Origin of the sequence: Georgenia sp. SYP-B2076 (assembly GCF_003991205.1) — a bacterium.
Lineage (GTDB): Bacteria > Actinomycetota > Actinomycetes > Actinomycetales > Actinomycetaceae > Georgenia.
The window spans coordinates 1-11,051 of record NZ_RXOZ01000022.1 but is presented as its reverse complement, the minus strand read 5'-3'; the positions used below and the strand labels follow the sequence as shown (position 1 = coordinate 11,051).

Below are 11,051 nucleotides of genomic sequence, written 5' to 3'. Positions count from 1 at the left end.
GCCACGCCCCAGGTTCGGGGACGTGGCGACCGAGGGGCTGCTACGCGTCGACCACGATGGCGATGACGGCCGGCTCCCGCCGGTAGGTGCGCTGCATGTAGCGGCTCACGGCGTTCGCGATGATCGACTCGAGCCGCTTGAGGTCGTTGACCTTCTGCTCCGCGGCCCTGGTCAGCGCCTTGACGACCTCCGCGGACGCGCCGTCGAAGGTGCGGTCGTCGTAGACGAAGCCGCGGGTGAGGAACTCCAGCGGCTCCGCCGGCATGTTGGTGTCGGGGTCGAGCAGGGCGAGCACGGTGACGACGCCGCCCTCGCGCAGGAGGCGCCGTTCCTGGAGGGTCTCCTCCGTGGCCGCCCCGACCATCTGGCCGTCGACATAGACCAGCTCGGCCTGGACCTTGCCGGAGACCTTGGCTCGGCCGTCGATGAGGTCGATCGTGACGCCGTCGCGCCCGATGATCACCTGGTCCGGGTCCACCCCGGTGCGGATGGCCAGCTCGGCGTTGGCGTGGAGGTGCTTGGACTCGCCGTGGACCGGCAGGACGTTGCTGGGCCGGACGATGTTGTAGCAGTAGACCAGCTCGCCGGCGCTGGCGTGCCCGGAGACGTGGACCTTCGCGTTGCCCTTGTGGACGACGTTGGCGCCCAGGTCGGTGAGCTTGTTGATGATGCCGTAGATGGCGTTCTCGTTGCCCGGGATGAGGGAGCTGGCGAGCAGGACGGTGTCGCCGTCGCCGATCCGGATCTGGTGGTCGCCGTTGGCCATGCGGGCCAGCGCCGCCAGCGGCTCGCCCTGGGACCCGGTGCACACGAGGGTCACCTTGTTGTCCGGCATGGACTCGAGCTTCTTGAAGTCCACGACGAGGCCGCGGGGGATGTTCAGGTAGCCGAGGTCGCGCGCGATGCCCATGTTCTTGACCATGGAGCGGCCGACGAAGGCCACCTTGCGCCCGTGGGCGTGCGCCGAGTCCAGCACCTGCTGGATCCGGTGAACGTGGCTGGCGAAGCTCGAGACGATGATCCGGCGCGGCGCGGTGGCGAAGACCTGGTCGATCGCCGGGATGAGGTCCCGCTCGGACATGGTGAAGCCGGGGACCTCGGCGTTGGTGGAGTCGGTGAGGAAGAGGTCCACGCCCTCCTCGCCCAGGCGCGCGAAGTGGCGCAGGTCCGTGATGCGGTTGTCCAGCGGGAACTGGTCCATCTTGAAGTCGCCGGTGTGCAGCACCAGCCCGGCGTCCGTGCGGATCGCGACGGCGAGGCCGTCGGGGATCGAGTGGTTGACGGCGACGAACTCCAGGCCGAAGGGGCCCATCTGGCGAACGTCGCCGGCCTCGACGTGCACCGCCTTCGGGGTGATGCGGTGCTCCTTGAGCTTGGAGGTCAGGAACGCCAGGGTCAGCTCGGACCCGATGACGGGGATGTCGGCGCGCTCCTTGAGCAGGTACGGCACGCCACCGATGTGGTCCTCGTGGCCGTGCGTCAGGACGATCGCGACGACGTCGGAGAGGCGGTCCCGGATGGAGGAGAAGTCGGGCAGGATGACGTCGATGCCGGGCTGGTTCTCCTCGGGGAAGAGGACGCCGCAGTCGACGATGAGGAGCTTGCCGGCGTTCTCGAAGACGGTCATGTTGCGACCGATCTCACCGAGCCCGCCGAGCGGGGTGACGCGCAGCCCGCCGCGGGGGAGGGCGGGCGGTGTCTTGAGGCCGTTCAGGGCAGATGACAAGTGTTCAGTCTTTCGTGTGGGGGACGGGGCGGGTGCCCCGGGATGACAGGTCGCGGCCCGGTCAGGCGGCCACGAGAGGTTCGAGGGCGGCGTCCGGGTGGACGCGGCGCACGGACTGCAGGCGCCACTTGTCCGGGAAGAGGGCGAGGAGGTCGCCGTCCTCGCGGCGCAGCACCTCGACGCCGAGCTCGCCGTCGAGCACGGGCGCCCACTCGGCGGTCGTGCGCAGCGCGAGGGAGTAGCTGAGGGTCTCGAGGTGCACCGGGGCGTTGAACTCGCTGGCCATGCGGTGCTGGGCCACCTCGAACTGCATAGGGCCGACGGCGGCGAGGACGGGAGCCTGGTCCCCGCGCAGGTCCGAGCGCAGCACCTGGACGACACCCTCGGCGCTGAGCTGGGCGATGCCGCGGCGGAACTGCTTGTACCGGCCGGCGTCGCGGGCGCGGACGGTGGCGAAGTGCTCCGGGGCGAAGGTCGGCAGGGCCGGGTACTCGATCGCGGGGCCGAGGTACAGGGTGTCGCCGACACGGAGGTCGGTGGCATTGACCAGGCCGACGACGTCGCCCGGGAAGGCCTGCTCGATCACGGCGCGCTCCCGGCCGAAGGCCTGCTGCGCGTACTTCGTCGCGAACGGCCGGCCGGTGCGCGCGCACGTGACGACCATCCCGCGCTCGAACGTGCCCGAGCACACGCGCACGAAGGCGAGGCGGTCGCGGTGCGAGGTGTCCATCCCCGCCTGCATCTTGAAGACGAAGGCGCTGAAGGGGTCCTCGACCGCCCGGGCCTCGCCGACGGCGGTGGGCCGGGGCGCCGGGGCGGGGGCGAGGTCGACGAGCGTGTCCAGCAGGGCGTGGACGCCGAAGTTGCGCACCGCGGCGGCGAACAGCACCGGGGTGGAGACCCCCGCGAGGAACGTCTCCTGGTCGTGGTCGGCGCCGGAAATGCTGAGGAGGTCGGCCTCCTCGACGGCGGTCGTCCAGGCCTCGCCCTCCTGCGCGGCGGCGTCCTCCGGGCCGAGGACGTCCTCGGGGGCGATGTGGGCGCCGCCGGCGGTGGCGGTGAAGTGCACGTACTGCCCGGTGCGCCGGTCCAGCACGCCGCGGAAGTCTCCCGCGCTGCCGACCGGCCAGGTCCGCGGTGTCGGGCTCAGGCCCGTGCGTTCGGTGATCTCGTCCATGAGGGCGAGCGGGTCCAGGCCGGGCCGGTCCCACTTGTTGATGACCGTGATGATCGGGATGCCGCGGTGCTTGCAGACGTTGAACAGCTTCATCGTCTGCGTCTCGAGGCCCTTGGCGGCGTCGATGAGCATCACGGCGGCGTCGACCGCGGACAGGACCCGGTAGGTGTCCTCGGAGAAGTCGGCGTGCCCGGGCGTGTCGACGAGGTTCAGGACGGTGTCGCGGTAGTTCAGCTGGAGCGAGGCCGAGCTGATGGAGATGCCGCGGGCCTGCTCGATGTCCATCCAGTCGGAGACGGTGTGGCGCCGGCCGCTCTTGCCGTTGGTGTGGCCGGCCTCGTTGATCGCGTGCGCGTGCAGCGCGAGGGCCTCGGTCAGGGTGGACTTGCCGGCGTCGGGGTGGCTGATCACCGCGAAGGACCGGCGGCTGCCCGCCTGCGCGGCGACGTCGGCGTCCTGGGGCGCCGTGCTGATGACGCCGTGTCCCACGGGCCCTCCTTGTTGTGATTGCTGGCAAACCACCCCATCCTACGCTGGCGTTGCCTTAAGATTCGCCCGGCTGCGTGTGGGATGCGACGCCCGGCCCGGCCGGCGAGACGTCGGCCTCCCTCGTCCGCCGCTCAGGGCGCACGCAGCCGGGGCGTGCCGTGGGCTCAGGCGGCCGAGACGAGGAGCGCGCCGAGCATCCATGCCGCGGTGCGCCACAGGCTCCACACCGGCAGGGTGCGAGGCCTGGCGAGCACGGCGCCGAGGTAGGCGAGCGGAGGCGCTGCGGCGACGAGCACCGTCGCCCACCAGCTCGTCACCGCGCCCCCTCCACCACGCACACCGCCACGGTCTCCACCCGACCGCCGTTGCGTCACCGGCGCGGTGGGGCGTCTGCCGGCGCCCGGCCGCGTGCCGAGCGCCAGATGATCAGCGCGCCGACGAGGCAGGATGACGCCGACGGCGTTCCAGGGCAGGTCGTAGGGGAGGAGGTCTACGTCGTAACGGATCTCGTGCAGACCCATCACCTTGTGGTTCACGAGCCCGTCGAAGACTTGGAAGCCGCCCACGCCGAGGAGGAATCCGCCCCACGCGGGCGCAGGTGCCAGGCCGCGCCGGCGGGCGAGGTCGGCGACGAGGAAGATGCCCGCCACGAGCATCATGAGCTCGACGGCGTGGAGGAAGCCGTCGGAGGCCAGCGTCACCTCCGGCGTCGAGCGGTCGTAGAAGTGGTGCCAGCCCAGGAGCTGGTCAAAGCGATCTCGTCGATGGCCGCCATGACGCCCGCGCCGATGAGGACGGCCGCGCCCACGGACCGACGCCGGTCCTGGTCCACCCGGCCCGGCGGGGCCTGCTGCTCGCTCATAGCTGCTCCCCGGCACGGGCCTCGTCGCGGTCAGTGGCTGCTGACGCCTCGGGGGGACTCCAGGACCGGCGGGATCCACCGGTCCGCCACGATCCCGGTCACCACCGAGTAGACGGCCTTGTGCAGGACGTCGACGACCTGTTCCTCGGCGGGCCAGGAGCGCGGCGGCGAGCCCACCCCCGTGGCGTTCTCCAGGGTCTGGTCGAACGCGAGGCGGGTAGCGGTGTGCCGGGTGTGCACCATCGGGCCGCGCAGACCGGTGACCGACCAGACCCCGCGCAGGGCACCGAGGACCGCGCCGGTGCCCCAGTGCATGGCGTGGTTCCACCCGGGCGGCTGGTCACCGTCGTCGGGGTGCCGGCCCAGCAGCGTGAGGAGGGCGCGCGCGGGGACGTAGGAGCTGGGCCGCCTCGTCAGCCGCTGCTCGAGCTTCTCACCCGCCGTCATCACCGCCACGCCCACAAGACCGGCCGCGACCGGCCGCGCGGGCGAGCTCCCGCGGTCTCGTCACCTCAACGGGCAGCGCTCGCTCCTCTCGGCACGCCCGCGAGCATAGGGCGGCCCTGCAGGGGGCGCCTTCCGAGCGTGCCGACGGCCGTCAGGGATGCACGTGGACCTTGTGGTGCTCGATCGCCGCGAGGTCGTCCGAGGTGGCGCGGAGGAGTCGGTCGGCCAGGTCACGCAGAGCACGGGCGGCCGCGAGCTCCTCGCCGATCTCGGGGATATCCGGGTCGTGGGGATCCTTGCGTGCGCGCCCGAAGCCGCGCAGCGTCGTCCCGCCCGACGTCGTCAGCTCGGCCTCGGCGGTGGTGAGCGGCTCGTCGGAGCGCACCTCCTCCGCGCTGAAGAGCTGGATCTGCACGTTCCACGTGTGTGCCATGACGTGACTCCTCTACCAGCCGGGCCTGGGGTTCACTGATCGCTGACCCAAGTCTCCCCGCTCGACGTCTGCGTCACCAGGCCGCACCCCGCCCGGCGGACGTCGTGCCGGCGCAGCAGCCCAGTCCCAGCCGCCCGGGGCCATCACCGACCAGGCTTCGGGGAGCGCGCCGCCCGGCCGCGCGTCTGCGTGACCGGCCGGCGTGGCCCAAGGTGGAGTGACAGAACCGAAGGTCCCCCGGGGCCGGCGGGCCGCGCGGCAGCTGATGAACCGTTCGCGCCGGCGCTCCACGCGCTCGCCCCTCGGCGTGCGTTAGCCCGTCTTCCTCCCGCGTGTGGGTGCCCCGGGCCCTCGTGCGGCGTACCGTTTGAGGTGCCAGCCCGGGGCGTCGCAGCCCGGGGCGGGCGCTGCGAGTCCTTCGTGGTCGGTGTTCGTCGCAGGGAAGCGAGAACGAGCGATGAGCGAGAACGGAACCCCAACAACATCAGGCGCGACGCCGCGTCGTTACATGGTGCTTGCCTACCAGACGCTCGACCGTGACGAGCTGATGCAGGTGGTCCAGGAACGCGTGACGGCGGGACCGTCCGAGTTCTGGGTCGTCGTACCGGCGACCCCGGTGGGTGACCTGGCGCCGAGCCTGCCGGCCATCCCGGTGATGGGTGGCGTGCCCGTCATCCAGGCCTCACCCGAGGAGGCGCGCCGCATGGCCCAGACCAAGCTCGACGCGGCGCTGGAGCAGCTCAAGACCCTCGGCGCCCCGGTGGGCGGAGAGGTGGGCGAGGCGGACCCGATGCGGGCGGCGAAGCGGGCGATGGAAAGTCGTCAGTTCGACGAGATCATCGTCTCGACGCTGCCGGCGCACCTATCGCGCTGGTTGCACGAGGATCTGCCGCGGCGCCTCGAGCGCAAGTTCCACCTGCCCGTCACGCACGTCGCGGCCGTCCAGGACTGACAGCAGCGGCGGCGAGGACGCGCCACCAGCGGCGCGTAGGCGAAGTTGTCTCGGCCGGCGCCGGAATGCCTCAGCGTCGCTGCTTGCGGAGAGCGGCGTCGAGCTCCGCCCGGGTGGGCGGGTCGGCGCCGGGCCGCGAGCACGTGATGGCTGCGATCATGCCCGCCGAGTCGACCACGCTGCGGAGCGTCGCCTCATCGATCGCGGCGAGCGCGTCCCTGCGCTGGCCGCCGAGCAGGCCCGCGCGATGGAGCCCGTCGAGCAGGCCGGACGTGAAGGAGTCCCCCGCGCCGACCGTGTCAACCAGGTCGATCGTCACCGCCGGGAGGCGCAGCTCGCCCCCGGCCGCCACAGCGAAGACACCCTTGCCACCCCTCGTGACCACCACGACGGCGGGTCCCGAGGCGAGCCACTCGCGGGCCACGTCCTCGTCGGGCCGGTCGGGATAGAGCCAATGAAGGTCCTCGTCACTGACCTTCGCGACGTCGGAGAGGGCGACGAGCCGTTCGATGGACGGCCGCGCCTGGGCGGGGTCACCGAGCAGCGCGGGGCGCACGTTCGGGTCGTACGAGATGGTGACCCGGCCCCTTTCGCGCTCCCGCTCCATCAGCTGCACGACATTCGAGCTCCCGGGGGGCAGGACGGTGGCCAGCGACCCCGTGTGCAGGCAGCGTGTCTCAATGGGCAGCGGGTCGAGGGGACCGACGTCCCACTCGATCCGGAAGTCGTACGACGCCACCCCCGCCGCGAGGGAGGCGATCGCGAGGCTGGTCGCGACGCGTCCGTCCGGGCCGGCGTCGACCCGGACGCCGCTGGCTTGCAGGTGGGCCGAGATCAGCTCACCGAAGGCGTCGCGGCCCAGGCGGGTGGTCAGCGTCACGGGCTGGCCCAGCCGGCCGAGCCCCAGCGCGACGTTGGCCGGGCTGCCGCCCGGGTGCGCGACCCACGTGGTGCCGCCGCGCTGGCCGACCAGGTCGACCAGTGCCTCTCCGACAACAGCGAACACCGCGCCACCTCTTTCGACGAGAGGTACTACTCGTGCGCCGCCGCGCGGTCAGGACCGTGGCTGGCCCGCACAGCATACTGACGAGCCAAAGCGGTCGGCCACACGACAGCTCCGGCGGGCCGCCCGGCGGTGGCAGGAGATGGCCGGGCGCGGGACTCGGTGGCCCACGCGCGCCACTCGACGCTAGGCGCTCGGCGGGAAAATGCGGCGAAGGTGGAGTAGGAAGGGGGCCATGAGCGAGCAGGAGAAGGCCCTTTTCCTCGTGGTCACCATCAAGCCGCGGCTTGACCGGCTCGAAGAGGCAGAGGCGCAGCTGCAGTCCATGCGCCGCCACACGCTCAACGAGCCAGGATGCGTGTTCATGCACCTCGTGCAGCCGCAGGACGACCCGCACTCCTGGGTCATGCTCGAGATGTTCCGCTCGAGAGCGGCGTGGGACGAGCACATGCGGCAGCCCTACAACACCGAGGGGAACCGCATCCTGGAGGACCTGCTGCGCGAGCCGTCCGACCTGCGCTTGATGGACGAGAAGTAGGCGAGCGTTCGCGCCCGTGTGCACGGGCCGGCGCTCGGCGCCCGCGTAAGAGGAGAGTCTGGCGCGCCAGGGAAGTGGTTGCGGGTTTAGGGTTGTCCCCGGTGAAGTGTCCTACGTCACAGTTCGCGCTCGCCGCCGTCGTCGGGGGTGGTACCCATGCCGCAGGAGCCGGTTGTCGAGGGCCGATCGTCGGACGGCCGTGACAGGGGTAAGCCGGGCCTGGTCTACCCGGGCCTGACCGTTCCCTTCATCCTGCTGGTGTGTTGTTTCGCAGCATGGGGGTCGGCCGCCAACCTCACCGACGTGCTGGTCGGTGTGTTCCGGCGCATCTTCACCATGTCGAACTTCCAGTCGGCACTCGTGCAGTTCGCGTATTACGGGGCGTACTTCTCGCTCGCCATCCCCGCCGCCCTTATCAACAGGCGGTTCGGCTACAAGGCCGGCGTGCTCACAGGGCTGGGGCTGGCGGCGGTCGGAGGACTGCTCTTCATCCCTGCCAGCAAGCTCCTCGAGTACGGCTTCTTCCTGTTGGCGCTGTTCGTCCTCGCCGCCGGGCTCTCCATTCTCGAGACCTCCGCGAACCCCTTCGTGATCGCGATGGGGCCCGAGGTCACCGCGACGCAGCGCCTCAACCTCGCGCAGTCGTTCAACCCGGTCGGCGCGAATATCGGCGTCCTGCTCGGTGCGGTGCTCATCCTCCCGCGGATCACGACCGAGGCGCAGAAGGCGACGATGACGCCTGCGCAGCTCGGCCAGGCCCAGGCCGACGACCTCGGGCTGGTGCTGGGCCCGTACACGGGTATCGCCGCCGTGCTCATCCTGATCTGGCTCCTCATCCTCTTCCGGAAGATGCACACGCCGGCTGAGCACGACGAGGGCGCAGCGACCGGGCGCAAGGGCGCACTCGGACGGCTGTGGCACAACCGGCACTACCGGTACGGGGTGGCCGCACAGTTCTTCAACGTCGCTGCGCAGGTGTGCACGTGGACGTTCACCATCCAGTACGCCCAGGACGTGGTGGGCGTCCCCGTCAAGCACTCGGGCTGGTTCTTGCAGGCGAGCTTGATCCTGTTCCTCATCTCTCGCTTCGTGATGACCTACCTTCTCGGGATCATCCGGCCGACGAAGCTGCTGTTCGCCATGGGCGCACTCGGGGTGGTCCTTGGGCTCATCGCGGTCCTCTCGCCCAACATCGTGGGGCTGATCGCGGTCGTCGCAATCTCCGTGTCGCTATCCCTGATGTTCCCCACCATCTACGGCGTCGCCCTCCAGGGCCTGGGTGCGGACACGAAGTTCGGCGCGGCCGGCCTGGTCATGGCCATCCTGGGCGGGGCTCTGCTACCGATGGTCCAGGGCAGGGTCATGGACGTGGCCGGCACGAACGTGGGTTACATCGTGCCGGCGGTGTGCCTTGCCCTCGTCACGGCCTACGCCCTGTTCGACCTGCGCACCGCCCGGCATGGTGGCGCGCTCGTGACCGAGGGCGCCGTGTCCTGACCGGTGGCGGCAGTGCTTCTGCGGGCCCCTCGTGGTCCCTCGTGCGGGCGTCCGAGTCGCTTCGCGTCCATCGAGGGGTGCCCCCGGCACGGCTGCGTCCGTCTGCACGACGTGACAGGGCAGCCGGTCTACCCGAACAGCTCGTGCTGGTACTTGAGGACGATCGCGGCGGCGAGCGTGACGAACACGACGACGACGATCGCGTAGTCCACGCCCATGCGAAGCAGCGACTGCGCTCGTTCGTGCAGGCGCCGGCTCAGCCCGAAGTTGTTCTCGCCGATGTTGAACCGCAACAGGCTCGTGAAGACCGTCGTCGTGGAGGCCGTCACCAGGAGGCACCACGGGCACAGTGCGCCAATGACGAAGAACGACTGGGCGAAGAGCCAGTAGGCGAAGATCAGCCCGAGCAGGTACACGCCCTGAGCACTGAGCATGAACCACCGTGGGAAGCGGACGCCCGCGAGACCGGCCACGGCAATGGTGATGACGACCGGCTCGGTGACGAGGCCGAGGAAGGCGTTGGGGAACCCGAAGAGGCTTGCCTGCCACGCCTCCGCAACCTTGCCGCACGAGATGGCGGCGTTGATGTTGCAGGTGAGGGCGACGTCGGGGTTCGCGGCAAGGCGCACCGCGTCCACGGAGAGCACGAAGGAGGCCACGAGGCTCAGCAGGGAGGACGCGAGCATGACGGCGAAGACCCGCCGGTTGCCGCGGACTCTTGCGCCGGGGTCGTCGGGCAGCAGGTCGGTCTCAAGGGCGGCGGCGGTCACGGCCGGCTCGCCGATCGGGCCGGGCGGCGGGATGCGGCACTCATGAGGGAAGTATGTCCGGGTCTGCCTTGTCGGGACGTAGGACCTCCGACTCAGGCGCGGGCCAGCGCGCTTACGGGGCGGTTCGTGCTGCCATCCTGGAGCGACTCCGACCAGAGTGGGACGAATGCAGATGACGGACCTGATCGCGGTGGCTCACGACCTGTACGGCCGGGACCCGGCAGATTTCATTCAGGCGCGCAACGATCGCGCCCGTGAGATCAAGGCGGCCGGGGACCACGAGTTGGCCGGCGCGATCGGGGCGCTTCCGAAGCCTTCCGCCCCGGCGTGGGTGGTCAACATGATGGTGCGGCAGATGACCGAAGAGATCGGGCAGGTTCTCGATCTGGGCGCAGCGCTGCGGCAGGCCCAGGAAAGTTTGGACGGACCGCAGCTGCGGGAGCTGGATCTGCAGCGGCGGAAGCTGATCATGGCCGTCGTGCGGCAGGGGCGCTCGGCCGCCGGCGCACTCGGGCACCGGGTGACGGATGCGGTCGCGACGCAGGTGGAGTCGACTCTTCACGCGGCGATGGCAGACGAGGACGCGGAGGCCGCGCTGCGGACGGGTCTGCTCGTCCAGCCGATGTCGGCAACCGGGCTGGGTCCCGTCGACCTCACCGGGATTCTGGCGGTCCCGGAGGCAGTGACAGCGCAAGCGGCACGGCCCCGACCGTCCACCCGCGAGACACCGTCGGTAGCGCGGGACAGGACCCGGGAGCTTGCGCGTGCACGCAAGGAGGCCGAGGTCGCTGCGGCCACGGCGTCACGCGCGAAGAAGAGGCTGCGTGACGCCGAACAGCGTCTGCGCAGCCTCGATGAGCGGAGCATCCATCTGCGCTCCGAGATCGACGAGCTCCAAGAGCGGCTGGACCAGGCCGAGCGTGACCTCAGCCTGGTGGAGAAGGAACTCACCCAGACCGACGGCGAACGCAACGCCGCCGACGCTGCTTACGAGAACGCCCGCGCGGCTGCGGAGGCCGCGCGGGCGAAGATTGAGAGGCTCCGCCAGGAGCAACGTGCCTGACTCATCGAGGTGTGTTGCTGGGCCTCGCGATTTGCGCGCGTTGTCACCACATGCTCGGACTAGAACGGCGGTTCGTCGTTGTTGTTGGTGGCCC

General features: G+C 70.6%; 12 protein-coding genes. 4 read left to right on the top strand and 8 right to left on the bottom strand.

All coding sequences use genetic code 11. From position 1 onward, the window contains the following. Nucleotides 1-40: 40 nt before the first annotated feature. From EJK16_RS09385 to EJK16_RS09365, 6 genes are all read right to left on the bottom strand, one after another. Nucleotides 41-1,627, bottom strand: a complete 1,587-nt coding sequence (locus tag EJK16_RS09385) for a ribonuclease J (RefSeq protein WP_240645942.1) — start codon at nucleotides 1,625-1,627, stop codon at nucleotides 41-43. Nucleotides 1,628-1,787: 160 nt separating this feature from the next. Next, on the bottom strand, nucleotides 1,788-3,392 hold the full coding sequence (locus EJK16_RS09380; RefSeq protein ID WP_205739686.1) for a peptide chain release factor 3: 1,605 nt from the start codon (nucleotides 3,390-3,392) through the stop codon (nucleotides 1,788-1,790). A 164-nt stretch (nucleotides 3,393-3,556) separates the two neighbouring features. Then, nucleotides 3,557-4,093: a DUF2243 domain-containing protein gene (locus EJK16_RS09375; protein WP_240645916.1), complete on the bottom strand. Its 537-nt coding sequence runs from the start codon at nucleotides 4,091-4,093 to the stop codon at nucleotides 3,557-3,559. Beyond that, on the bottom strand, nucleotides 4,090-4,254 hold the full coding sequence (locus EJK16_RS20175) for a hypothetical protein (RefSeq protein ID WP_240645915.1): 165 nt from the start codon (nucleotides 4,252-4,254) through the stop codon (nucleotides 4,090-4,092). The genes EJK16_RS09375 and EJK16_RS20175 overlap by 4 nt, the downstream gene beginning before the upstream one ends. A gap of 30 nt (nucleotides 4,255-4,284) precedes the next feature. Further along, nucleotides 4,285-4,701, bottom strand: coding sequence for a hypothetical protein (locus tag EJK16_RS09370; RefSeq protein WP_127129270.1), 417 nt, complete (start codon nucleotides 4,699-4,701; stop codon nucleotides 4,285-4,287). 151 nt (nucleotides 4,702-4,852) lie between these two features. After that, nucleotides 4,853-5,134 carry a dsRBD fold-containing protein gene (locus EJK16_RS09365; RefSeq protein WP_127128642.1) on the bottom strand — a complete coding sequence of 94 codons (282 nt, stop codon included), beginning with the start codon at nucleotides 5,132-5,134 and terminating at the stop codon, nucleotides 4,853-4,855. Nucleotides 5,135-5,591: 457 nt separating this feature from the next. On the opposite strand from EJK16_RS09365, the gene EJK16_RS09360 reads away from it, so the two are divergent. Then, a complete protein-coding gene (locus tag EJK16_RS09360) occupies nucleotides 5,592-6,086 on the top strand; it encodes a hypothetical protein (protein WP_127128640.1) in 495 nt (164 codons plus the stop codon). Between the two features lie 70 nt (nucleotides 6,087-6,156). Here EJK16_RS09360 and EJK16_RS09355 read toward each other — a convergent pair whose 3' ends face one another. Further along, a complete protein-coding gene (locus tag EJK16_RS09355) occupies nucleotides 6,157-7,092 on the bottom strand; it encodes a carbohydrate kinase (protein ID WP_127128638.1) in 936 nt (311 codons plus the stop codon). Nucleotides 7,093-7,324: 232 nt separating this feature from the next. Here EJK16_RS09355 and EJK16_RS09350 point away from each other — a divergent pair, with 232 nt between their 5' ends. Both EJK16_RS09350 and fucP read left to right on the top strand, forming a co-directional pair. Further along, nucleotides 7,325-7,627 carry a putative quinol monooxygenase gene (locus tag EJK16_RS09350; RefSeq protein ID WP_127128636.1) on the top strand — a complete coding sequence of 101 codons (303 nt, stop codon included), beginning with the start codon at nucleotides 7,325-7,327 and terminating at the stop codon, nucleotides 7,625-7,627. A 156-nt stretch (nucleotides 7,628-7,783) separates the two neighbouring features. After that, nucleotides 7,784-9,124, top strand: a complete 1,341-nt coding sequence (gene fucP / locus EJK16_RS09345; RefSeq protein ID WP_127128634.1) for an L-fucose:H+ symporter permease — start codon at nucleotides 7,784-7,786, stop codon at nucleotides 9,122-9,124. A gap of 128 nt (nucleotides 9,125-9,252) precedes the next feature. On the opposite strand, the gene EJK16_RS09340 is transcribed toward fucP, so the two are convergent. Beyond that, the gene (locus EJK16_RS09340; RefSeq protein ID WP_240645914.1) at nucleotides 9,253-9,894 is read right to left on the bottom strand and encodes a vitamin K epoxide reductase family protein; all 642 of its coding nucleotides are present in this window, start codon (nucleotides 9,892-9,894) and stop codon (nucleotides 9,253-9,255) included. 166 nt (nucleotides 9,895-10,060) lie between these two features. Here EJK16_RS09340 and EJK16_RS09335 point away from each other — a divergent pair, with 166 nt between their 5' ends. Beyond that, nucleotides 10,061-10,957, top strand: a complete 897-nt coding sequence (locus EJK16_RS09335; RefSeq protein ID WP_127128632.1) for a hypothetical protein — start codon at nucleotides 10,061-10,063, stop codon at nucleotides 10,955-10,957. Nucleotides 10,958-11,051: the final 94 nt, after the last annotated feature.

Excerpts from the sequence above, each read along its gene's own strand:
- EJK16_RS09385 (WP_240645942.1), bottom strand. The coding sequence starts at position 1,627 with ATGACCGTCTTCGAGAACGCCGGCAAGCTCCTCATCGTCGACTGCGGC.
- EJK16_RS20175 (WP_240645915.1), bottom strand. The coding sequence starts at position 4,254 with ATGAGCGAGCAGCAGGCCCCGCCGGGCCGGGTGGACCAGGACCGGCGT.
- EJK16_RS09370 (WP_127129270.1), bottom strand. The coding sequence starts at position 4,701 with ATGACGGCGGGTGAGAAGCTCGAGCAGCGGCTGACGAGGCGGCCCAGC.
- EJK16_RS09365 (WP_127128642.1), bottom strand. The coding sequence starts at position 5,134 with ATGGCACACACGTGGAACGTGCAGATCCAGCTCTTCAGCGCGGAGGAG.
- EJK16_RS09360 (WP_127128640.1), top strand. The coding sequence starts at position 5,592 with ATGAGCGAGAACGGAACCCCAACAACATCAGGCGCGACGCCGCGTCGT.
- EJK16_RS09350 (WP_127128636.1), top strand. The coding sequence starts at position 7,325 with ATGAGCGAGCAGGAGAAGGCCCTTTTCCTCGTGGTCACCATCAAGCCG.
- fucP (WP_127128634.1), top strand. The coding sequence starts at position 7,784 with ATGCCGCAGGAGCCGGTTGTCGAGGGCCGATCGTCGGACGGCCGTGAC.
- EJK16_RS09335 (WP_127128632.1), top strand. The coding sequence starts at position 10,061 with ATGCAGATGACGGACCTGATCGCGGTGGCTCACGACCTGTACGGCCGG.